General features: G+C 73.7%; 15 protein-coding genes and 1 riboswitch. Of the genes, 6 read left to right on the top strand and 9 right to left on the bottom strand.

The window, feature by feature from the left end; all coding sequences use genetic code 11:
- Positions 1–107: 107 nt before the first annotated feature.
- Positions 108–1,073, top strand: coding sequence for a D-2-hydroxyacid dehydrogenase family protein (locus STRBO_RS0126815; RefSeq protein ID WP_028796864.1), 966 nt, complete (start codon positions 108–110; stop codon positions 1,071–1,073).
- Positions 1,074–1,107: 34 nt separating this feature from the next.
- Here the strand turns inward: STRBO_RS0126815 and STRBO_RS0126810 are convergent, their stop codons facing one another.
- Together STRBO_RS0126810 and STRBO_RS0126805 are read right to left on the bottom strand one after the other, a co-directional pair.
- Positions 1,108–2,997 carry a glycoside hydrolase family 97 protein gene (locus STRBO_RS0126810; protein ID WP_020115126.1) on the bottom strand — a complete coding sequence of 630 codons (1,890 nt, stop codon included), beginning with the start codon at positions 2,995–2,997 and terminating at the stop codon, positions 1,108–1,110.
- A gap of 46 nt (positions 2,998–3,043) precedes the next feature.
- A complete protein-coding gene (locus STRBO_RS0126805; RefSeq protein ID WP_020665616.1) occupies positions 3,044–5,383 on the bottom strand; it encodes a glycosyl hydrolase family 95 catalytic domain-containing protein in 2,340 nt (779 codons plus the stop codon).
- Between the two features lie 221 nt (positions 5,384–5,604).
- Between STRBO_RS0126805 and STRBO_RS0126800 the strand changes: the two genes are divergently transcribed.
- The 3 genes from STRBO_RS0126800 (at position 5,605) to cobM (ending at position 8,504) form a co-directional block, all read left to right on the top strand.
- Positions 5,605–6,342, top strand: coding sequence for a polysaccharide lyase family 7 protein (locus STRBO_RS0126800; RefSeq protein WP_005484175.1), 738 nt, complete (start codon positions 5,605–5,607; stop codon positions 6,340–6,342).
- A 129-nt stretch (positions 6,343–6,471) separates the two neighbouring features.
- A complete protein-coding gene (locus tag STRBO_RS0126795) occupies positions 6,472–7,758 on the top strand; it encodes a bifunctional cobalt-precorrin-7 (C(5))-methyltransferase/cobalt-precorrin-6B (C(15))-methyltransferase (RefSeq protein WP_005484174.1) in 1,287 nt (428 codons plus the stop codon).
- Entirely contained in the window at positions 7,755–8,504 is a 750-nt protein-coding gene (cobM, locus tag STRBO_RS0126790; protein WP_005484173.1) for a precorrin-4 C(11)-methyltransferase, read from the top strand. Before STRBO_RS0126795 ends, cobM begins: the two co-directional genes overlap by 4 nt.
- Positions 8,505–8,743: 239 nt before the next feature.
- Here the strand turns inward: cobM and STRBO_RS0126785 are convergent, their stop codons facing one another.
- Positions 8,744–9,895: a cobalt-precorrin-5B (C(1))-methyltransferase gene (locus STRBO_RS0126785; RefSeq protein ID WP_005484172.1), complete on the bottom strand. Its 1,152-nt coding sequence runs from the start codon at positions 9,893–9,895 to the stop codon at positions 8,744–8,746.
- A gap of 18 nt (positions 9,896–9,913) precedes the next feature.
- On the opposite strand from STRBO_RS0126785, the gene STRBO_RS0126780 reads away from it, so the two are divergent.
- Positions 9,914–10,660: a cobalt-precorrin-6A reductase gene (locus STRBO_RS0126780; protein ID WP_005484167.1), complete on the top strand. Its 747-nt coding sequence runs from the start codon at positions 9,914–9,916 to the stop codon at positions 10,658–10,660.
- 54 nt (positions 10,661–10,714) lie between these two features.
- On the opposite strand, the gene STRBO_RS0126775 is transcribed toward STRBO_RS0126780, so the two are convergent.
- The 3 genes from STRBO_RS0126775 to cobG all read right to left on the bottom strand — a co-directional run bounded on the left by STRBO_RS0126775 (position 10,715) and on the right by cobG (position 14,230).
- Positions 10,715–12,205 carry a precorrin-2 C(20)-methyltransferase gene (locus STRBO_RS0126775; protein ID WP_005484166.1) on the bottom strand — a complete coding sequence of 497 codons (1,491 nt, stop codon included), beginning with the start codon at positions 12,203–12,205 and terminating at the stop codon, positions 10,715–10,717.
- Positions 12,202–12,834, bottom strand: a complete 633-nt coding sequence (locus tag STRBO_RS0126770; RefSeq protein WP_005484164.1) for a precorrin-8X methylmutase — start codon at positions 12,832–12,834, stop codon at positions 12,202–12,204. Before STRBO_RS0126770 ends, STRBO_RS0126775 begins: the two co-directional genes overlap by 4 nt.
- Before the next feature lie 67 nt (positions 12,835–12,901).
- Positions 12,902–14,230 carry a precorrin-3B synthase gene (gene cobG, locus STRBO_RS0126765; protein WP_005484163.1) on the bottom strand — a complete coding sequence of 443 codons (1,329 nt, stop codon included), beginning with the start codon at positions 14,228–14,230 and terminating at the stop codon, positions 12,902–12,904.
- Positions 14,231–14,494: 264 nt separating this feature from the next.
- Positions 14,495–14,570, top strand: a riboswitch (cobalamin riboswitch).
- A gap of 90 nt (positions 14,571–14,660) precedes the next feature.
- Here cobG and cobN point away from each other — a divergent pair.
- Positions 14,661–18,287 (top strand): cobaltochelatase subunit CobN, encoded by a 3,627-nt coding sequence (cobN, locus tag STRBO_RS0126760; RefSeq protein WP_005484161.1) that lies wholly within the window; start codon positions 14,661–14,663, stop codon positions 18,285–18,287.
- On the opposite strand, the gene STRBO_RS0126755 is transcribed toward cobN, so the two are convergent.
- The 3 genes from STRBO_RS0126755 to STRBO_RS0126745 all read right to left on the bottom strand — a co-directional run bounded on the left by STRBO_RS0126755 (position 18,245) and on the right by STRBO_RS0126745 (position 22,005).
- On the bottom strand, positions 18,245–18,985 hold the full coding sequence (locus tag STRBO_RS0126755) for a gamma-glutamyl-gamma-aminobutyrate hydrolase family protein (RefSeq protein ID WP_005484160.1): 741 nt from the start codon (positions 18,983–18,985) through the stop codon (positions 18,245–18,247). The two genes, cobN and STRBO_RS0126755, sit on opposite strands and share 43 nt — an antisense overlap.
- Positions 18,982–20,475, bottom strand: a complete 1,494-nt coding sequence (locus tag STRBO_RS0126750) for an aldehyde dehydrogenase (protein WP_005484159.1) — start codon at positions 20,473–20,475, stop codon at positions 18,982–18,984. The genes STRBO_RS0126755 and STRBO_RS0126750 overlap by 4 nt, the downstream gene beginning before the upstream one ends.
- A gap of 72 nt (positions 20,476–20,547) precedes the next feature.
- Entirely contained in the window at positions 20,548–22,005 is a 1,458-nt protein-coding gene (locus tag STRBO_RS0126745; protein WP_020115124.1) for an APC family permease, read from the bottom strand.
- Positions 22,006–22,041: the final 36 nt, after the last annotated feature.

The following is a 22,041-nucleotide window of genomic DNA, read 5'->3' as shown; positions in this document are numbered from 1 at the left end:
GTGACCGTCGTGTCGACCATAGTCCCGCATGATTCAAATTTGAATCAAGGGTGATGTCGCGTGGATCACATTCCCGCGTACCGGGCGGCGAACGGCAGACTGCCCGTATGACCCTCCGCTGCGCAGTGCTGGACGACTACCAGGGCGCCGCCCTCGACATGGCCGACTGGAGCCCCCTCGCCGACCGGGTCGAGGTGCGCACGCTCCGCGAGAACATCACCGACCGGGACGGGCTCGTGGCCGAACTCGCCGACTGCGAGATCGTCGTGGCCATGCGGGAACGCACCCCCATCGACGCCGACCTGCTGCGCCGACTGCCCCGGCTGCGCCTGCTGGTGACCACCGGTATGCGCAACGCCTCCATCGACCTCGCCGCGGCCCGGGCCCAGGGCGTGGTCGTGTGCGGGACGGCGAGCAGCCCCACCCCGCCCGTCGAACTGACCTGGGCGCTCCTCCTCGGCCTGGCCCGCTGGCTCACCGTGGAGAGCCGGGTGCTGCGCGCGGGCGGCCCCTGGCAGTCCACCGTCGGGCAGGACCTGCACGGCCGCACCCTCGGTCTGCTCGGACTGGGCAGGATCGGCACCCGGGTGGCCCGCGTCGCCACCGCTTTCGGTATGGAGGTCCTCGCCTGGAGCCAGAACCTCACCGCCGAACGGGCGGCCGCGGCGGGAGCCGAACTCGCCGCCGGCAAGGCGGATCTGCTCGGCCGCAGCGACTTCGTGTCCGTCCACCTCGTCCTGTCCGACCGCACCCGCGGCCTGCTCGGCGAGCCGGAACTGCGTGCCATGCGCCCGCACGCCCACCTCGTCAACACCTCCCGCGCCGCCATCGTCGACCGGGCCGCCCTTGAACGTGCCCTGCGCGAGGGCTGGATCGCCGGCGCCGGTCTCGACATCTTCGAGACCGAACCGCTTCCCGCCGACGACCCCCTGCGCTCCCTCCCGAACGTGCTCGCCACCCCGCACCTGGGCTATGTCACCGAGCGGAACTACCGCACCTTCTACACGGAGGCGGTGGAGGACATCACCGCCTTCCTCGCCGGCTCCCCGGTCCGCACGCTGACCCCCGGCTGAGCGGGTACGGACGCCCGCCGGCGAGGCCGCCTGCTCAGCGGTGGCAGGTGGCGACCCCCGGGCGCCACGGGCAGGCCAGGGCGGCGAAGCCGCCGTTGGCGGTGACGTCGACGGTGAGCGGGTCGCCGCCGCGCAGGACCCGGCGGTCCTGGACGAGGCCGTCGGCGCCGTCCCGGACCGTCTCGACCAGCCAGCGGCCGGAGCCCAGGGACAGCGGCACCTCGGCGGTGCGGGCCGCGCCGGCGTACACCCCGCCGATGAACCAGCGGTCGCCGCTGCGGCGGGCGAGCACCGCCTCCTGACCGGGCTGTCCTGCCAGGAGCCGGGTGTCGTCCCAGGCGGCGGGGACCTGGTCGAAGTAGGCACGGGCGAGCGGGCGGGCGTCGTACGACTCGGGGGTGCCCGCGAACATCTGCAGGCCCGACTCGTAGGCGACGGAGAGCCCCACCTCGGCCGCGTCGGAGTTGGGGCGCAGTCCGACGCGCTGGAAGGCGCCGGGGGTGAAGTCCATGGAGCCGATGACGTTACGGGTGAAGGGCAGGGTGGTGAGATGGGCGGCGGTGTTGGTGCGCTTCTCCTCGCCCGCGACGCCTTCCAGGGTCATGACGTGCGGCCAGGTGCGCTGGATGCCCTTGGGGATCGTGGAGCCGTGGAAGTTGACCAGGAGGTGGTGGGCGGCGGTCTCCGGGAGGATCGCGTCGTACCAGCGGAGCGTGGCCTGCGCCTCGGAGTCCATGAAGTCGATCTTGACGCCCTTGACGCCCCAGCGTTCCAGGGTGGGCAGCCACCGGGCGCGTTCCTCGGCCGTGTCGAGGTCGCGCTGGTGGATCCAGACGATGATGCCGACCCCCTTGGCGCGCGCGTACTCGACGAGTTCGGGCATCCAGCTGTTGGTCTGCCAGTTCGGGTCGGTGGTGTCCCAGGCGTCGGACCTGAAGTACCAGCCCGCGTCGACGGCCTCGTAGGGCCAGCCGCGTTCGGCGGCGTAGTCGACGTACGCCTTCTGCGCCGCGAGGCTCTGGCCGGCCGGTCGGCCGCCGGCGAGCCAGGTCCACAGGGCGGTGCCGGGCCGGATCCAGGAAGGGTCGCGGACCTTGGAGGCGGGGGCCAGGTCGTCGGTGAAGGTGGAGCGGGTGACGGTGGCGAGGTCACCGGTGACCATGGCCCGCCAAGGGGTGGCGAGGGGGCCGTCGGTGACGACCCGGTCGTCGGCGAGCCTGATCCGGTAGGTGCCCGTGCCCTGCTCGTGGCTGAGCCGGGCGCCGGAGTAGGCGCCGGTGAGGTCGGACTCGGCGAGCAGGGTGTAGCCGCCGTCGGTCGCGAACAGCGCCTGGTCCGCGTACGCGCCGGTGGGTGCGCTCGCGGCGGTGTACTGGACGAACTGCCCCTCGTTGTCGGCCCGGTAGGTGCCGAGCCAGGCCGTGGCGTCCGCCGGAAGGCTGAACGCGGAGGTCTCGCCGAGCACGTCACCGTACCCGGCGGGCAGGACGTACCGGTAGGCGACGCCGTCGGCGGAGGCACGGACGACGAGGTCGAGCCGGGCTCCGGCGGTGGTCGCGAACGACAGCCGGCTCTCGTTCATCCGCGCCCGGCGTTCCAGCCGCTTGCCGGCCCTCGTCCGGTACCGCTCGTCGATCACCCTGTCCCTGCGGTGCAGGAAGCGCAGCCCCTGGGACAGGTCGGCCCGTTCGGTGACGATGCCGACGGGCGACGGCTCGATCACCGTACGGCCGCCGCGGGACACCGTCAGGCTCAGGGCGCCGGTGGTGGAGTCCAGGGACACCCGCGCGCGGGGTGCGTGCGCCGTCGCGGACACGGTCCAGGCGTGGTCGTGCGGTTCGGCCCGCGCGGGCACGGTCGTGAGCAGTGTGGCCACCAGCCCGGCGCAGAGCCCGGCGACCGCGGTCCTGATCGGAACCGCCATGAGAATCCTCCCTGTTGCTGTGTACGTGGCCCTCGGACGGTGGCTGCTACGGCAGTCCCCAGGCGGCACCCGGCTCGCTGACGGCGACCGGCTCGATGACGAGGTCGGGCCGGGAGCCGGAGTGGACGAGCACCTCGCGGCCCTTGGGCAGGTCGATGGCGAGGGTGCCGTCGCCCAGGTCGTCGGTGCGGGCCGGGGTGCCGTCGTCGAGGAGGACGGTGAGGCGGCCGGCGAGCCCGTGCCGCAGCTTCAGCGGTTCACCGGCCAGGCTCCTGATCCGGATGAACCGGGTCGTCCCCGCCCTGCGGACGGCGCTGACCAGGAAGGCCCCCTGGGTGCGGAAGTCGTGCAGGGTCACGTCAGCCCAGGCGGAGGGGACGGCGGGGAAGACGCGGATCACGCCGCCCCAGCTCTGGCAGAACATGTCGTGCAGCGACTGCGAGGCGGACAGCGGTGTCTCGATCACCGGGCCGGCCTCTGTGTAATGGGTGTTGGGCCGGCAGGGGTAGCGGGTGGTGGGGTCGAAGAACTTCCGCAGATAGCTGATCGCGGTGTCGCCGTCGCCGGTCATCGCGTACATCGACGCGGCTCCCGTGTAGCTGTAGCCCCGGTGGGCGCTGGGCAGCGCGTGCCAGTGGACGACCGACCTGGTGATCAGGTCACGGTTCTCGGGCTGCTCCCAGTTGACGAGGTACAGCGGGTACACCATCAGCAGATGCGAGTAGTGCCGGTGGGACTGCGCGTACGGGGTGTCGGCGCCGATCATGAAGCCGTCGTCGTCGACCGGGTACGGGGTGAGCCGGGTCAGCACCTCCTGCCAGCGCGGGATCAACTCGTCGTCCACACCGAGGAGTTCGGCGGAATCGATGAGCGTGCGGCAGCCCCAGCGGATGAGGGCCAGGTCGTAGTTGGTGTCCTGCGGCGGCACGACCGGATACTCGGGGGAGAGCGTGCTCGGCAGATGCAGCCTGCCGTCGCTGCCCGGGGTGAGGAAGTGCAGGTAGTAGTTGATCGCCCGGCGCAGCACCGGGAAGACCGTGTCGCGCAGCAGGGCCTTGTCCATGGAGTGCCGGTAGGTCAGCCACACGTTGTGCAGCGCCCAGGTGAGGTCGCCCACCTCGGCGCCGGTGCCCGGTCGGCCCACGTTCCGGGTGGCGAACATGTCCGAGCTGCGGCCGACACCGGAGCTGTCCGTGCGGTAGGCGGCCGGCACGTTGGCGATGAGCTGTTCCTGGTTCTGGCGCACGGTGGTGGCGAGCGAGTCGAGTTCCAGGTGGTTGGAGCCGTGGACGAGCCAGTACTCCAGCTGGACGTTGAGGTTCCACCACACCGCCGGCCACGGGGTCGGTTCCAGCCAGGGGCCGCAGGTGGCCATGACGGGGCCGCCCGCGCGGCTGGCGGAGGCGACCTTGTAGAGCTGGATCCAGTGGAAGCTCTGCAGCCGTTCGTCGGGGAACGAGACGAAGCTCTTGGGGTAGAAGGCGTGCCACCAGTCGCGGTGCCGCCGGCGAAGGGTGCTGTAGGACTTGGCGCGCCGGAGGTGCCGTAGCGAGTCGGCCTCGGCGGCGGTCGTGGAGGGGGCGCTGTGGCCGACGGCGAGCAGCAGTTCGTCGCCGTCGCGGCGGTAGGCGGTGGCGGTCTGGCCGCCGACGAGCGGCTGGAGCACCTGCTCGGTGCCGTCGGCGGTGGTCCGGGTCGTCCAGGGCGGGTGGGCGGTGTAGCCGGCGGGCGGGGCCTCGCTGATCCTCCGGGGGCTGACGGCCTCCTCGGGGTGGAAGGTCCAGACGGCGCGTTCGCCGCCGGCCGCCGTCACGCGGGTGGCCAGCACCTCGTCGTGGACGAGGGCGGAGAGGGTGAGGGTGCCGGCGGTGGTGGTCACGGTGCCGGTCAGCTCGGCGTTCCACAGGCTCAGCCGCCAGTCGACGGCGGTGATGGTGCCGACCGGGTCGAGCGTGAGGTGGCCGACCGGCAGCCGGCAGGTGCCCCAGCCGCTGCCGAACTCGGGCCGGTGGTCCTGGACGCGGCCGTGCTGGACGGTGAAACGGATCCGGTTGGCGTCCGGTTCCTGGTAGATCATGCTGCCGAGCAGCCCGTCGCCGAGGAACGGGCCCTCGTACCAGCGGGTGGGCAGTCTGCTCCAGCGCAGGTCCTGCTCCCGTAGGAACCGGTCCCAGGAGCGGTCGGTGGTCATGGTGTCGCGGAGTTGCCAGGGGCGTCTGCTCCCCGGGGCGGCCGGCGCGTCGGTTCCGGTGGCCGGTGCCGCCGTCGGTAAGGCCGGTCCGGCATGGGCCGTCCCGGGCAGGGCCGCCGCTGCCGCGCCGCCCAGCGCGGTGCCGATCACGGCACGGCGGGGCAGGGGGGAGTGCTTCCCCGACTGCGAGGTCATCATCGTCCTCCATACCTGACGGATCATCGATACATCGGGTGTATCGGCGAACCTAGGCAGGGCTGAGGGGTCTGTCAATGGGTCGGCCGGTGGCGAGATCCTGCCCAACATGGGCCTGAATTAGCCTGTCTCGCCGGGGAATTGGCCTCCATGCTCACTCTGGCACCTGGTCCAGACGTTTGCACTCCTCCGATGTTTCCTGTCGCGGAAGGACAAGGCTGATGAAGAGACGAACCGTCCTGCGGGCGGGAGCGGGTCTGCTGGCCGGCGGCACGGTCGCCGCCGCCCCCGCCGCCGACCCGACTGCCGTCCCGACCACGCCCCCCGCTGCCGCCCCGACCACGCCAACGAGAACCGTCCCCACTGCCGTCCCGGCCGCCGACCCGACCGACGGCTGGACCCGGACCGCGTTCACGTACAGCTGGCACAAGCCCTGGAACCTCGACCTGAGCGACCGCCACAGCCACACCGGGGGCGTCCACCGCATGTGGGTGTACGCCACCGACGAGCCCTTCGAGCAGGGCAGCTCCACCGGCCCGCGCACGGAGATGCGCTGGAAGAACGACTACACCACCGGCGATCGCATGTGGGACGCCGACGTCTACCTTCCGGCCGGTGCCGACCGCGCGTCCTTCGTCCAGATCCTGCGGACCCGACGCCCCTCGGGCACCCCGGCCACGGACATCATGCTCAACGTCCACGACACCGGCGGCGGCACCGTGCGCCGCTACGACGGCACGGTCCTCAAGACCGACGCCTACGACACCTGGTTCAACGTGAAGATCGCCCACGAGGCGGGCAGCGGAACCGGCACCATCAAGGTCTATCTCGACAACTCCCTCGTCCTCACGGTCGCCGACCGCGGCCCCGCCACCCGCTACTTCAAGAACGGCGTCTACCACCACGGCTCCGGCCGCGCCGAGGCCCGCTTCCGCGACATCACCCACTGGACCCGCTGACCGGGCCCGGCGCGGGAGCGCGGCGGCCGGCTCCCGCGCACCCGGGCACGGGTGCGCAGGTCACCGCCCAGTAGAGTGCGCCTCTGTCGTTACCGAGAACCGCCCCCGATCCGCCCGAGGTACCGCGCAGTGACCCCCGCACGACCAGGACCGCCGTACGCCGTCACCGTCGTCGGGCTCGGCGCCGACGGCTGGCGCGGCCTCCCCGACGCCTCCCGAGCGGCGCTGCGCGAGGCCGGGGTCCTGATCGGTGCCCCCCGGCAGCTCGACCTGCTGCCGCCGGAGTGCGCGGGCGAGCGGATCACCTGGCCCTCGCCCCTGCGGCCCGCGGTCCCCGCCCTGCTCGCCGCGCACTCCGGCCGTCGGATCGCCGTACTGGCCAGCGGCGACCCCATGTTCTACGGCATCGGCCGCGCCCTCGCCGAGGAGGCCGGCGACCGGCTGCGCGTCCTGCCGCACCCCTCCTCCGTCTCCTACGCCGCCGCCCGCCTCGGCTGGCCGCTGGAGGACGCCGAGGTCGTCACGCTCGTCGGCCGGCCCGCCGCCCGCCTGGCCGCCGCCCTGCACGACGGCCGACGGCTCCTCGTGCTCAGCGCGGACGCCGGCACACCCGCCGAGGTCGCGGCCCTGCTGCGGGACCGGGGCTTCGGACCGAGCCGGATGCGGGTCCTGGAACAGCTCGGCGGCGAGAGGGAACGGACGGGCGAGGAGACCACCGCCGACGACTGGGAGCCCGCGCACCCGCCCGGCGACCCCCTCAACATCGTCGCCGTCGAATGCCGACGGGCCCCGGACGCTCTCCGCCTCGGTGCCGGGCCCGGCCTCCCCGACGAGGCGTACGAGCACGACGGGCAGCTCACCAAGCGGTACGTGCGCGCCGCCACGCTGGCCGCGCTGGCCCCGGCACCCGGCGAACTCCTCTGGGACATCGGCGGCGGCTCGGGCTCGATCGCGATCGAGTGGATGCGCACGCACCCCTCGTGCCGGGCGCTGACCGTCGAACGCGACCCGGTCCGCGCCGCACGCATCACCCGCAACGCCGACCGGCTCGGCGTGCCCGGCCTGCGGGTCGTCACCGGGGCCGCGCCCGCCGCCCTGGCCGAACTGCCGCCGCCCGACGCCGTGTTCATCGGCGGCGGGCTCACCGCGCCCGGCCTCCTCGACGCCTGCCGGCAGGCCCTGCCGGTGGGCGGGCGGCTGGTCGCCAACACCGTGACGCTGGAGTCCGAGGCCGTCCTCGCCGCCGCCCACCGCCGCCACGGCGGGGAGCTGGTGCGGCTCTCCGTGGCGCACGCCGTGCCCGTGGGCGGCTTCACCGGATGGCGGCAGGCGATGCCGGTGACCCAGTGGGCCGTACGCAAGCCCCCCCTCGACACCGCCGACACCGCCGACACCACTTCGGGAGCAGACAGATGACCGTGTACTTCATCGGCGCCGGCCCCGGTGCCGCCGACCTGATCACGGTCCGGGGCGCCCGCAGGCTCGCCGCCTGCGGGGTCTGCCTGTACGCGGGCAGCCTCGTCCCGATCGACCTGCTGGCCCAATGCCCGCCGGACGCGCGGCTGGTGGACACCGCCCGGCTGGACCTGGACCAGATCACCGCCGAGCTGGTGCGCGCGCACGAGGAGGGTCACGACGTGGCCCGGCTGCACTCGGGGGACCCGTCCGTGTTCAGCGCGGTCGCCGAGCAGATGCGGCGGCTGGACGCGGCGGGAGTGCCGTACGAGGTGGTGCCGGGGGTGCCCGCGTTCGCCGCGGCGGCGGCGGCGCTGAAGCGGGAGCTGACCGTGCCCACGGTCGGGCAGACCGTCATCCTCACGCGGATCGCGCAGCGGGCCACGGCCATGCCGGCGGGTGAGGATCTGGCCACGCTCGGCCGGAGCGGGGCGCTGATCGTGCTGCACCTGGCGGCGCGGTACGTGGACCGGGTCGTCGAGGAGCTTGTGCCGCACTACGGGGCGGACTGTCCTGTCGCGGTCGTCGCGTATGCCTCGCGGCCCGACGAGCTGATCCTCCGGGGGACGTTGGAGGAGATCGCCGGGCAGGTGAAGGCGGCGGGTGTGCTGCGTACGGCTGTGATCATGGTCGGGCGGACGCTGGGGGCGGAGCAGTTCCGGGACAGCCACCTGTACTCGCCGGAGCGGGACCGGCACGGGTGTTGACGGGCGGGGTGGGTGCGTTGTCGGGTGCGGGTGAGTGGGGGCTGGTCACGCAGTTCCCCGCGCCCCTGGAAGCCCAGGCCCTGCGGGCCTGAAGGACACGGCCCTGCGGGCCTGGGAGCGACGGCCCTTCGGGCTCGAAAAGCATGGGGCGCAGCCCCTGCTTTTCGGGGGCGCGGGGAACTGCGCGAGAAGCCCCACCGGACCCGCACCCGACGACGCACCCGAGCCGGCCCCCGCACTCAGCGGACCTCGCTGCGGCCCACGATCGCCCCCGCGCGGTCGATGCAGATGACGTCGACCGCGACGGGCGCGCCCCGCAGCACGGACAGGGCCTCGTCGCGCGCCGCCACCGCGACCAGGTCGCCGAGCGGCACCCCGGCCGCCGCGCACAGCTGGAGCGCGGCGAGCCCGGTGTTGGCCCCGGCCACCTCGGCGGCCAGCGCCTCGTCCGCGCCACCGCGTCGGGCGAGGTCCGCGAGGAAGCCCTTGTCGACCTGGGAGCGGGCGGAGTGCAGGTCGAGATGGCCGGCGGCGAGCTTGGAGAGCTTGGCGAAACCACCGCAGATCGTCAGCCGCTCCACGGGGTGGCGGCGCACGTACTTGAGGACCGCGCCCGCGAAGTCACCCATGTCCAGCAGAGCGTCCTCGGGCAGCGCGTACGCGGCGACGACCGTCTTCTCCGACGTCGACCCCGTGCACCCGGCGAGATGCGTACGCCCGGCCGCCCGCGCCACGTCGACGCCCCGCCGGATGGAGTCGATCCACGCCGAGCAGGAGTACGGGACGACGATCCCGGTCGTCCCCAGGATGGACAGCCCGCCGAGGATGCCCAGGCGCGGGTTCCAGGTGGAGCGGGCGATCTCCTCGCCGTGGTCGACGCCGACGGTGATCTCGACGTCGCCCGTGCCGCCGTGCCGGGCCGCGACCTCGGCGACGTGGTCCCGCATCATCTGTCGGGGGACCGGGTTCACGGCCGGTTCCCCGACGGGCAGGGGCAGACCCGGACGGGTGACCGTCCCGACCCCGGGACCGGCCCGGAAGACCACCCCCGCCCCGGCGGGCAGTCGCCGTACGGTGACCCGGACCAGCGCGCCGTGCGTGACGTCCGGGTCGTCGCCCGCGTCCTTCACGATCCCCGCCGTCGCGCTCTCGCCGGTCAGCTCCTCCACGGCCAGCGCGAACGACGGCCTCTGCCCCCTCGGCAGGGTGATGGTCACCGGGTCGGGGAACTCGCCGGTCAGCAGCGCGGTGTACGCCGCCGTCGTGGCGGCCGTCGCACAGGCGCCGGTGGTCCAGCCGGGCCGCAGACCGGTGTGCTTGAGTTGGGCCGCGCGACCGCCCTTCGCCGCACCCCCGCCCCCGTCGGCACGCTGCTTCTCGTCACTGCTCATGATCGGACCCGGACTTCCATGCACGTACTGATACTCGGCGGAACCACGGAGGCCCGCCGCCTGGCCGAACTGCTGCACGGCACCCCGGGCCTGCGGCTGACCAGCTCCCTCGCCGGACGGGTGGCGAGCCCCCGGCTGCCCCCGGGCGAGGTCCGCGTCGGCGGCTTCGGCGGGGCCGAGGGGCTGGCCGCCTGGCTGCGCGAGCACCGGGTGGACGCGCTCATCGACGCCACCCATCCTTTCGCCGGGACCATGAGTTTCCACGCGGCACGGGCTGCCGCCACCACCCATGTTCCCCTGCTCGCGCTGCGCCGGCCCGGCTGGGTCCCGGCCACCGGCGACGACTGGCACGACGTCGGCTCACTGGCGGAGGCGGCGCGGCTGCTGCCCACGCTCGGGCGCCGCGTGTTCCTCACCACCGGGCGCATGGGCCTGGCCGCGTTCGCCGCCCTGGACGACCTGTGGTTCCTCGTCCGGTCCGTGGACCCGCCCGAGGCCCCGTACCCGGCCCGGACGGAGGTACTGCTCGACCGGGGCCCCTTCACCCTCGACGGGGAGCGGGACCTCCTGCGGCACCATCGCGTCGACGTCGTCGTGACGAAGGACAGCGGAGGTGCCGCGACCGCGCCGAAGCTGACCGCCGCCCGGGAGGCCGGGGTGCCCGTGGTCGTGGTGCGCAGGCCCCCCGCGCCCGAGGGCGTCAGCGTGGTGCCGGACCCGGAGGCCGCGGCCCGCTGGGTGGGCGAGCGCCTCCACGCCCGCTGACCCCCGACCGCCGCACGGGCCTTCGCCCCGCTCACGCCCGCGCTTCCCCTCCGCTCACGCCTCCGGGTACCGGCGGGGCGTCCACACGATCTGCTCTCCGTCCCCGCGCCGGACCATCCGCGTCTGCGAGGAGCCGACCAGCAGAATGGTCCGCATGTCGACCTCGGCCGGGTCCAGGTCGGCCAGCCGTACGATCCGTACGCACTCGCCGGAGCCGCCCACGTCCCGGGCGACCACCACCGGGGTGTCCGGAGCCCTGTGCTCCAGCAGCAGCTCACGCGCCTTGCCCACCTGCCAGGTACGGCTGCGCGAGCCCGGGTTGTACAGGGCCAGCACCAGGTCCGCCGAGGCCGCCGCCCGCAGCCGCTCGGCGATGACCTCCCAGGGCTTGAGCCGGTCGGAGAGGGAGAGCGTGGCGTAGTCGTGGCCGAGCGGGGCGCCCGCGCGGGCGGCGGCCGCGTTGGCGGCGGTCACCCCCGGCAGCACGCGCACCGGCACGTCCGCGTACTCCTCCTGCGCGGCGACCTCCAGCACGGCCGTCGCCATGGCGAAGACCCCCGGGTCGCCCCCGGAGACGACCGCGACCCGCCGCCCGCGCCGGGCCAGATCGAGGGCGAACTCGGCGCGCTCCGACTCGACCCGGTTGTCCGAGCCGTGCCGTACCTGCCCCGCGCGCCGGGGCACCCGGTCCAGGTAGGTGGTGTAGCCGACCAGGTCGTCGGCGGCGGCGAGCGCGCCCCGCGTCTCCGGCGTCAGCCACAGCGGCCCGGCGGGCCCGGTGCCGACCACGACGACCTCGCCCCGCTCCCGGGCCTCGGGCCGCTCGGTGTCGACCTGGCTGGGCAGCACGGCCACCGAGAAGTACGGCACCGACTCCGGGTCCACGTCCGCCAGTTCGCCGATGCGTTCCCCGGGCATGGTGGCCCGCTCGACATAGCGGGCCTCGCCGAGCCGGCCCGAACTCTCCAGCGCGCCGCGGACCTTGGTGAAGGTCCGCCCCAGCTTCATCACCACGGCCACGTCGGTCGCGGCGAGCCGTGCGGTCAGCTCCTCCTCGGGCAGGGTGCCCGGCAGGATGGTCAGCACCTCCTCGCCCTCGACGAGCGGTGTGCCCAGCCGGGCGGCGGCGGCCGACACGGAGGTGACACCGGGGACGACCTCGGTGTCGTAGCGGTCCACGAGCCGCTTGTGCATGTGCATGTAGGAGCCGTAGAAGAGCGGGTCGCCCTCCGCGAGGACCGCGACCGTGCGGCCCGCGTCGAGATGCGCGGCCAGCCGGGCCGACGCCTGCGCGTAGAACTCCTCCATCGCGCCCTTGTAGCCGCCCGGGTGGTCGGTGGTCTCCGTCGTCAGCGGGTAGACCAGTCGCTCCTCGATGTGGTCGGCGCGCAGGTGCTTCGCGGCGATCGAGCGCGCGATGGAACGGCCGTGCCGGGCGCTGTGATACGCGATCACATCCGCCTCGGAGATCACCTCGACGGCCCGGACGGTCATCAGGGACGGGTCCCCGGGGCCGAGCCCGACCCCGTACAGCTTGCCGCTCACTCTTCCTCACTCGCGATCGCGTTGAGCGCGGCGGCGGCGATGGCGCTTCCGCCCCGCCGGCCGCGTACGACGATGTGCTCCAGGCCCGAGGGGTGCGCGGCGAGCGCGTCCTTGGACTCGGCGGCGCCCACGAACCCGACCGGCACGCCGATGACGGCGGCGGGCCGGGGCGCGCCCTCCTCGATCATCTCCAGCAGCCGGAACAGCGCGGTGGGCGCGTTGCCGACCGCCACGACCGACCCCTCCAGCCGGTCCCGCCACAGCTCCAGCGCGGCGGCGCTGCGCGTGGTGCCGAGCTTCGCCGCCAGTTCGGGCACGCCCGGGGCGGAGAGCGTGCACAGCACGTCGTTGTCGGCGGGCAGCCGCTTGCGGGTCACCCCGCTGGCCACCATCTTGACGTCGGTGAAGATCGGTGCCCCGGCACGCAGGGCCTCGCGGGCGCGTGCCACCACGTCGGGGGTGTACGCCAGGTCCCGTACGAGGTCGACCATTCCGCAGGCGTGGATCATCCGTACCGCGACCTGGCTGACGTCGGCGGGCAGGGCCGCGAGGTCCGCCTCCGCGCGGATGGTGGCGAAGGACTGCCGGTAGATCGCCGGGCCGTCCTTCTCGTAGTCGTAGGTGGTCACGGTGGTCTTCTCGCTGCTCTCGGTCGTCGTACGGGTGTCGTCGGTGCGGGTCGTGCTCGTCTGCGGCCTACGAGGTGATCTCCTCCAGGGCGGTGGCGAGTCGGGAGGCATCCTCCAGGGGCGCGGTCCGGGGGTCGTGTCCGGGGGCGGTGCGGGAGAGCCGGTAGCCACCGTCCGGCACGGCCACCACGTCGACGCGTTCGCCCCGGGGATGTCCGCAGCGGCGCTCGCAGCCGGACCAGTACAGGGGCAGGCCGCCGCCGTGCCGTGCCGCGTCGAGGTGCGTGGTCGCGTCCGCCCGTACGTCCGCCAGGGACTTGGCGCAGCCGGGCCGCCCGATGCAGGCGCCGACGCGGAGCCAGGGGGAGGCGGGATCGGTGACGAGACCGGTCCCGGACAGCCGGGCGAGCGCGTCGGCCGCCCGCTCCTCGCCCAGGCCCGGAACCGGGACCACGACTCCGCGCCAGGGCGTCAGCCGCAGTTCACGGCGGGCGGTCGTGGACGCGAGAGCGGTCAACTCCCGCCACTGGGGGGCGGTGAGGCGGCCGAGGGGGGCGTGTACGGACAGGGCCTCGCCCACGGCTCCGGGGGGCGGACCCTCGGCCGGGCCCGGCCCGGTGGCCGTACGCGGCCGGCTCACCGCCTCGATCCCGGTGGCGGCCAGACGGTCCCGGACCAGGGGGAACAGCCCGTCCGGGAGCGGGAGTTCGGCCACGCGCCAGACGCGGGACCCGCCCTCCCGCGCCGCCGCCAGGAAGGTCTCGGCGGCCGTCAGCGCGGCCCGGGGCGCGTCCTCGCCGGAGACCGACAGGGCCTCGGCGGCCGTGCCGAGGCTCAAGCGCGCGCGGCCGTCCGCCTCCGCCCGCAGGGTCACGTCGGCGTCGAGCCCGCTCACGTCCCCCCGCCCGTCGTCGAGCGCGAACAGGAACCGGCCGGACAACTCCCGTGCCGCCTCGCTCGCACACAGTGCATCGTCGAGGCCCGACAGCCAGGGCCGTACGTCCCGCAGGCCCCGCCCGTCGAGACCGGACAGCGGGGAGGCGACGATGTTGCGCACCCGTTCGTGCGCGGGGGAGGGGAGCAGCCCGGCCGCGTCCAGTGCCTCGGCCAGCGCGCCCCCGCAGCCGTCGGCGAGCCCCCGCAGTTGCACGTTGCCGCGTGAGGTGAGGTGAAGATCACCGTCCCCGAGCCGCCGGGTCGCCTCCGCGAGCGCCTCGGCCTGGCGGACGGTCAGCACCCCACCGGGCACCCGGACCCGGGCCAGCGCCCCGTCGTCCGCCGCGTGCAGCCGCAGCGTCCCCGGGCAGGCGTCGCCACGGTCCCGTGTGACCGCCGTGGCCTGGGACGATGATCGGACGGGAGGCGTGGACATGGCCGCGAGCATACCCACCGGCATCGGGGACGTACTCTCCGCCCTTTTGAGGCGACCCTTACTATGCTGCTTGGCGGATCATCCGGTCCGCCGACGCCACCACGGCGCTAGGGTCTGTCGTCACATTCCCGTCGTCGCCCGAAGGGCGGCCCCGCGGCGTCTGGTGCGTGCTCTCGGCGTGCCGGGCGAAAGACCTCGTACTGGACGTACTTGGGCTTTCGCCCGGTGCGGCGAGAGTGCGTGCCAGGCGTCGCGGGGCAGACGGGAACGTGACGACAGACCCTAGGGGAGGAAGCCGGTGCGAGTCCGGCGCGGTCCCGCCACTGTGAGTCCGTCCCAGGAGGGGCGGGCAAGTCAGGAACTCCCTTCCCCGTACCCCTCGGCCCGTCCGAGCAGGGGAGACTCCGATCCGACACCGCCCGGGGCGCGGACCCCGAGGAAGGCCAGCAGCCGCATGCAGCCATCGCCCGGGGAGCGCTCGACGCAGCCCCACGTCCTGCTCCTGTCGACCTCCGACACCGACCTGCTCAGCGCCCGCGCGGCCGTCGGCCCGGTCCCGTACCGCTTCGCCAACCCCTCCCGGCTCGCGCTGGAGGACCTGCCGGACCTCCTCGACGGCGCCGGTCTGGTCGTCGTCCGCCTCCTCGGCGGCATCCGGGCCTGGCAGGACGGCCTCGACCTGCTGCTCGCCGACGGCCGCCCGGTCGTCGTCCTCACCGGTGAACAGGCCCCCGACGCCCAGCTGATGGCCGCCTCCACGGTCCCGGTCGGCATCGCCGCCGAGGCCCACGCCTATCTCGCCCACGGAGGCCCCGCCAACCTGGAGCAGCTGGCCCGCTTCCTCTCCGACACCGTCCTGCTCACCGGCCACGGCTTCGACGCGCCCGCGCCCGCCCCCTCGTGGGGCCCGCTGCCCCGGGAGGCCGCGGACACCGACGGTCCGACCGTCGCCGTGCTCTACTACCGGGCTCACCACATGAGCGGCAACACCGCCTTCGTGGGCGCCCTGTGCGAGGCGATCGAGGACGCGGGCGCCCGCGCGCTCCCGCTGTACGTGGCGTCCCTGCGCGCCCCCGAGCCCGAGCTGATCGAGGAACTCCGCGCCGCCGACGCCATCGTGACCACGGTGCTCGCCGCGGGCGGCACCAAGCCCGCCGAGGCGTCGGCGGGCGGCGACGACGAGTCCTGGGACGCGGGCGCCCTCACCGGCCTCGACGTACCGATCCTCCAGGCCCTGTGCCTGACCGGCTCGCGCTCCGCCTGGGAGGAGAGCGACGAGGGCGTCTCCCCGCTCGACGCGGCCAGCCAGATCGCCGTCCCCGAGTTCGACGGCCGCCTGATCACCGTCCCGTTCTCCTTCAAGGAGATCGACGAGGACGGCCTCCCGGCCTACGTCGCCGACCCCGAGCGCGCCGCCCGCGTCGCCGGCATCGCCGTACGCCACGCGCGGCTTCGGCACATCCCCAACGCCGACAAGCGCCTCGCGCTCGTCCTGTCCGCCTACCCGACCAAGCACTCCCGCATCGGCAACGCGGTCGGCCTGGACACCCCCGCCAGCGCGGTCGCCCTGCTGCGCCGCCTGCGCGAGGAGGGCTACGACTTCGGGGGCGCCGACGTACCCGGCCTGGCCTCCGGCGACGGCGACGAGCTGATCCGCGCCCTCATCGAGGCCGGCGGCCACGACCAGGACTGGCTCACCGAGGAGCAGCTGGCCCGCAACCCGGTCCGTATCCCGGCGGCCGACTACCGCCGCTGGTACGCCACGCTCCCCGAGGAACTGCGCACGGCCGTCGAGGAGCACTGGGGCCCGGCGCCCGGCGAGATGTTCGTCGACCGCAGCGCCAACCCGGAGGGCGACATCGTCCTCGCGGCCCTGCGCTTCGGCAACCTGCTGATCCTCATCCAGCCGCCGCGCGGCTTCGGCGAGAACCCGATCGCGATCTACCACGACCCGGACCTGCCGCCCTCGCACCACTACCTGGCCGCCTACCGCTGGATCGCGGCCCGCGCCGACGACGGCGGCTTCGGCGCCGACGCGATGATCCACCTGGGCAAGCACGGCAACCTGGAGTGGCTGCCCGGCAAGAACGCGGGCCTGTCCGCCGCCTGCGGCCCCGACGCCGCCCTCGGCGACCTGCCCCTGATCTACCCGTTCCTGGTCAACGACCCCGGCGAGGGCACCCAGGCCAAGCGCCGCGTCCACGCCACCCTCGTCGACCACCTGGTCCCGCCGATGGCCCGCGCGGACTCCTACGGCGACATCGCGCGCCTGGAGCAACTCCTCGACGAGTACGCCCAGATCTCCTCCATGGACCCGGCGAAGCTGCCCGCGATCCGCGCCCAGATCTGGACCCTCATCCAGGCCGCCCGCCTCGACCACGACCTCGGCCTCGACGACCGCCCGGAGGACGACGGCTTCGACGACTTCCTCCTGCACGTCGACGGCTGGCTCTGCGAGGTCAAGGACGCCCAGATCCGCGACGGTCTGCACGTCCTCGGCACCCCGCCGGCCGACGCCGACCGCGTCAACCTGATCCTCGCCATCCTGCGCGCCCGCCAGATCTGGGGCGGTACCACCGCCCTGCCCGGTCTGCGCGAGGCGCTCGGCCTCGACGAGTCCGCCGCCACCCGCACGACCGCCGACGAGGCGGAGGCCAAGGCCCGCGCCCTGGTCGAGCGGATGGAGGAGCTGGGCTGGGACCCGGACTCCGTGCCCGACGAGCACGGCGAACAGGTCACGGCCATCCTGGAGTTCGCCGCCCGCGAGGTCGTCCCGCGCCTGAAGGCCACCACCGCCGAACTCCACCACGTCGTCCACGCCCTGAACGGCGGCTTCGTCCCGGCGGGCCCCTCGGGCTCCCCACTGCGGGGCCTGGTCAACGTCCTGCCGACGGGCCGCAACTTCTACTCCGTCGACCCCAAGGCCGTCCCCTCCCGCCTCGCCTGGGAGACCGGCCAGGCGCTCGCGGACTCCCTGCTGGAGCGCTACCGCGCCGACAACGGTGAATGGCCCACCTCCGTCGGCCTCTCCCTGTGGGGCACCAGCGCCATGCGCACGTCCGGCGACGACGTGGCCGAGGCGCTCGCCCTGCTCGGCGTCCGCCCGGTCTGGGACGACGCCTCCCGCCGCGTGACCGGCCTGGAGGCCGTCCCCGCCGAGGAACTGGGCCGTCCGCGCGTCGATGTCACCCTGCGCATCTCGGGCTTCTTCCGCGACGCGTTCCCGCACACCATCGGGCTGCTCGACGACGCCGTACGCCTCGCCGCGTCCCTGGACGAGCCGGCCGAGGCCAACCACGTCCGCGCCCACGTCCAGGCCGACCTCGCCTCCCACGGCGACGAACGCCGGGCCACCACCCGTATCTTCGGCTCCCGGCCCGGCACGTACGGCGCCGGACTGCTCCAGCTCATCGACTCCCGCGACTGGCGCACCGACGCCGACCTCGCCGAGGTCTACACGGTGTGGGGCGGCTACGCCTACGGCCGGGAACTGGACGGCCGCCCGGCCCGCGAGGAGATGGAGAGCGCGTACAAGCGGATCGAGGTGGCCGCGAAGAACACCGACACCCGCGAGCACGACATCGCCGACTCCGACGACTACTTCCAGTACCACGGCGGCATGGTGGCCACCGTCCGCGCCCTGCGCGGCACGGCACCCGAGGCGTACATCGGCGACTCCACCCGCCCCGAGACGGTCCGCACCCGCACCCTGGTCGAGGAGACGTCCCGGGTGTTCCGCGCCCGGGTGGTCAACCCCAAGTGGATCGAGGCGATGCGCCGCCACGGCTACAAGGGCGCCTTCGAACTCGCCGCCACCGTCGACTACCTGTTCGGCTACGACGCCACCACGGGCGTGATCGCCGACTGGATGTACGACAAGCTCACCGAGACCTATGTCCTCGACGAGACCAACCGCGAGTTCCTCCAGCAGGCCAACCCCTGGGCCCTGCACGGCATCGCCGAGCGGCTGCTGGAGGCGGAGTCGCGCGGCATGTGGGAGAAGCCCGACCCGGCGGTGCTGGAGGGGCTGCGTCAGGTCTACCTGGAGGCCGAGGGCGACCTGGAGGGCGGCGAGGACTGACGCCGGGCGCCGGCGGCCCGGACGAGGGCGTCGAAGAGGGCCTGCTGCACGGGGTCCTCTTCGGCGGTGTCCTCGGGGTGCCACTGCACGGCGGTGAACCAGCCGGTGGCGCCGGGGAGTTCGAGTCCTTCCGTCGTCCCGTCGGCGGCGCGGGCGGTGACCTCCAGCCCCTCGCCCAGCCGGTCCACCCGCTGGTGGTGGTAACAGGACGCCTCCGCCTTCCGCGCTCCGGTCGCCTGCTCCAGCAGCGTGCCGCGCCGGAGCGCCACCGGGTGCACGAGGTGGCGGTGTTCGCGCTCGGGACCGCCCATGTCCTGTTCCAGGGTGCCGCCGAGGGCGACGTTGACGACCTGGAGGCCCCGGCAGACCGCCAGCAGCGGGATGCCCGACTCCAGGGCGGCGCGGGCGACCCGGAGGTCGAAGGTGTCCTGGACGTCGTCCACGTCGTACACGCTGGCGTGGGTGTCCGTCGCGCCGTAGCGGTGCGGTGCGAGGTCGCCGCCGCCGGGCAGGAGGACGCCGTCGAAGCGGGCCAGGCGGGCTGCCGTGTCGCCCTCGGCCGGGTGGATGCTCGCGGGTTCGCCGCCCGCCCGCCAGACGGCCTCGATCAGGGCGCGCGCGTTGACCTCGGCGGCGTACCGCAGCGCGGAGGTCGTGGCGGAGAAACGGGCGGGCAGGGCTATCAGGGGCCGGGTCACAGCTGGATCCAGGTGGTCTTCAGCTCGGTGTACTTCTCGATGGCGTGGGCGGACTTGTCGCGGCCGTTGCCCGACTGCTTCATGCCGCCGAAGGGGACGGTCAGGTCCCCCTCCTCGTAGCAGTTGACCCAGACCGTGCCGGCCCGCAGCGCGCGCGAGACCTTGTGGGCGGTGGACAGGTCGGAGGTCCACAGGCCGGCGGCGAGGCCGTACTCGGTGCCGTTGGCGAGCGTCACGGCCTCGTCGAGGTCGTCGAAGGTGAGGACGGACAGCACGGGGCCGAAGATCTCCTCGCGGGCCAGCCGCATACCGGGGTCGACCCGGTCGAAGACGGTGGGCCGCAGATAGCTGCCGCCGGTGTCGGTCAGCGTGCGTGCGCCGCCGGCCCGCAGGCGGGCGCCGTCGTCGACACCCGCGCGGATGTGGCCGAGGACCCGTTCGAGGTGGGCCTCGCGGACCAGGGCGCCCATCTCGGTGGCCGGGTCCAGCGGGTCGCCGACACGCAGCTCCCGGGCACGGGTCACGATCGCGTCGGTGACGCGTTCGGCGACGGAGGAGTGCACCAGGAGCCGGGAGGGGGCGGTGCACATCTCGCCCTGGTTGAAGAAGATGCCCCAGGCCGCAGTGGCGGCGGCCTTCTCCAGGTCGGGGGCGTCGGGAAGGATGATGTTCGGCGACTTGCCGCCCAGCTCCAGCCAGACCCGCTTGAGGTTGGAGTCGGCGGCGTAGTGCAGGAAGTGCCGGCCCACCGCCGTGGAGCCGGTGAAGGCCAGCACGTCCACATCGGGGTGCAGGCCGATCGCCCGCCCGGCCGTCGGCCCGTCCCCGGTGACGACGTTGAGGACGCCCGGCGGCAGCCCGGCCTCGGTGGCGATCCGGCCCAGCAGCAGGGCGGACAGCGGGGAGTTCTCCGAGGGCTTCAGGACGACCGTGCAGCCGGCCGCCAGCGCCGGGGCGACCTTCCAGCTCGCGAGGGTCAGGGGGAAGTTCCACGGCACCACCGCGCCCACGACGCCCGCGGGCTCGCGGGTGACCAGGGCCAGGGCGTCGGGGGAGGTGTGGGGCGACTCGTCGGTGAGCTTGTCGGCCAGCTGCCCGTACCAGCGGAAGGTGGTGATCGCGGCGCGCAGCTCGATGTCGTGCGCCTCCGTGAACGGCTTGCCCATCTCCAGGGTGATGGTCAGGGCGAGCTTCTCCCGCTGTTCGTCCAGGAGTTCGGCGACGCGGAGCAGGATCCGGCCTCGGTCGGCGGGTGCCAGGCGGGGCCAGGGGCCCGAGTCGAAGGCGCGGCGGGCGGCGGCCACGGCCAGGTCGACCTCGGCGCTGTGCGCGTCGGCGACCTCGACGAGGACCTGACCGTCACGGGGTGACACGACGGCGAAGGAGGCGCCCCCGCCCGGCTCGTCCACCCCGTCGATGTGGTGCCGGCTGGGGAGGGCCAGCTCCTTGGCGCGACGGAGCAGGTCGTCGTGGGCGAGGGCGGCGGGCATCGGCTCTCCTCTTGCTGTTCTGTGTGCGGGGTTTCCGTGGGCGGGGTTCGAATCGGTGGAGTCGGGCGGAGATCAGTCCGTGGCCGGCTGCCGGTTCCGGGTCACCCAGGCCGCGCCCAGACCCAGCGCCAGCACCGCGGGCACGGTCAGCTGCAGCCACACGGCGGTGGTCGGGTCGCCGCCGATGAGCGTGGTGAAGTTCTCGATGATCAGCCAGATCGCCCAGGCGATGCCGAGGGCGCCCAGGACGGGTGCGATCAGCGTGTTCCAGGGCCGGGTGTCGGCACGGGAGCGGCGGAAGAAGACGACCACGGACACGGACGTCAGGAAGTACAGGAGCATCATCGCGAGGACGGCCACCCCGCTGAACCAGGAGAACAGCGTCAGCACGGGATCCTTGCCCAGCAGCGCGAACGGGACGACCAGGCCCGCCGCGATCACGGTCTGGACGAGGCCGGCCGCCCAGGGGGAGTGACGCCGGTTGAGGGAGGTCAGTCCGCGCGGCAGCAGCCCTTCGCGGCCCAGGGAGAACAGGTAGCGGTTGGCGGAGTTGTGGAACGCCAGGATCCCGGCGAACAGCGAGGTGGCCAGCAGGACGGGCAGCACGTCGCCGGTCCACGCGCCGAACTCCGCCGCGATGGGGGCGAAGACCCAGCCCGCCGCGTCGCCGCTCTCCAGGGCCTTGCCCGCCTCCGCCGTCGCCCGGGAGGCGCCGTGCGCGGAGACCAGCATCCAGGAGGTGAAGGCGAAGAAGCCGGTGACCACCGCGACCGACAGGTAGGTGGCGCGCGGGACCGTCTTCCTCGGCTCCTTGGCCTCCTCGCCGTAGATGGCGGTCGCCTCGAAGCCGAACATCGACGCCACGGCGAACATCAGCGCCACCCCGGGAGCGCCCTGGAGCGCCGCGTCCGGCGAGAAGCTGTCGGCGAGGCCGAGCCCCTCGGGTCCGCCGCCCTTGAAGAAGGTCACGAGGGCGAAGGCGATCAGGATGCTGAACTCCGCCAGGACGAACACCGCCAGCAGCTTGGCGCCCATCTCGATCCCGGCGGCGCCGAGGACCTGGACCACCACCATGGTGACCAGCGCCCACACCCACCAGGCGATCCGCACGTCGGCGTACGTCTCGACGAGGCCGCTGACCGTGGCGCCGTAGAGGCCGTACATCGCGGCCTGGATGGCGCAGTAGGCGAAGAGCGCGACGCCGGCGCTGCCGGAGCCGGTCGGGCGGCCCAGGCCCTTGCCGATGTACGTGTAGAAGGCGCCGGCGTCCACGACGTGGCGGCCCATGGTGACGAAGCCGATGGAGAACAGCAGGATCACGACGCCGGCCGCGATGTAGGCGGCGGGGACGCCGGCCCCGTTGCCGATGACCACGGCGATGGGCACGGCTCCGGCGATGCCGGTCAGTGGGGCCTGGGCGGACAGGACGAAGAAGAGGATGCCCAGGACGCCGAGGGAGTCGGGCTTGAGCCTGTCTGCCGGGGATGGTTCGTGCGAGGGGTGCGGGGCGACCGCCGTCTGACTGTCCACTCGGATCACCTGTCGGGGACGGGGAGGGATGGGGTT

The organism is Streptomyces bottropensis ATCC 25435 (assembly GCF_000383595.1).
Classification (GTDB): domain Bacteria; phylum Actinomycetota; class Actinomycetes; order Streptomycetales; family Streptomycetaceae; genus Streptomyces; species Streptomyces bottropensis.
The sequence above is the reverse complement of the archived record's forward strand: the minus strand, read 5'-3'. Positions and strand labels throughout refer to the sequence as shown.

What these genes read in the sequence shown, in the direction of transcription:
- cobG (WP_005484163.1), bottom strand. Translation starts at nt 14,230, where the DNA reads ATGCCGGTGGGTATGCTCGCGGCCATGTCCACGCCTCCCGTCCGATCA.
- STRBO_RS0126810 (WP_020115126.1), bottom strand. Translation starts at nt 2,997, where the DNA reads ATGGCGGTTCCGATCAGGACCGCGGTCGCCGGGCTCTGCGCCGGGCTG.
- STRBO_RS0126780 (WP_005484167.1), top strand. Translation starts at nt 9,914, where the DNA reads ATGCACGTACTGATACTCGGCGGAACCACGGAGGCCCGCCGCCTGGCC.
- STRBO_RS0126750 (WP_005484159.1), bottom strand. Translation starts at nt 20,475, where the DNA reads ATGCCCGCCGCCCTCGCCCACGACGACCTGCTCCGTCGCGCCAAGGAG.
- STRBO_RS0126800 (WP_005484175.1), top strand. Translation starts at nt 5,605, where the DNA reads ATGAAGAGACGAACCGTCCTGCGGGCGGGAGCGGGTCTGCTGGCCGGC.
- cobN (WP_005484161.1), top strand. Translation starts at nt 14,661, where the DNA reads ATGCAGCCATCGCCCGGGGAGCGCTCGACGCAGCCCCACGTCCTGCTC.
- STRBO_RS0126785 (WP_005484172.1), bottom strand. Translation starts at nt 9,895, where the DNA reads ATGAGCAGTGACGAGAAGCAGCGTGCCGACGGGGGCGGGGGTGCGGCG.
- cobM (WP_005484173.1), top strand. Translation starts at nt 7,755, where the DNA reads ATGACCGTGTACTTCATCGGCGCCGGCCCCGGTGCCGCCGACCTGATC.
- STRBO_RS0126815 (WP_028796864.1), top strand. Translation starts at nt 108, where the DNA reads ATGACCCTCCGCTGCGCAGTGCTGGACGACTACCAGGGCGCCGCCCTC.
- STRBO_RS0126805 (WP_020665616.1), bottom strand. Translation starts at nt 5,383, where the DNA reads ATGACCTCGCAGTCGGGGAAGCACTCCCCCCTGCCCCGCCGTGCCGTG.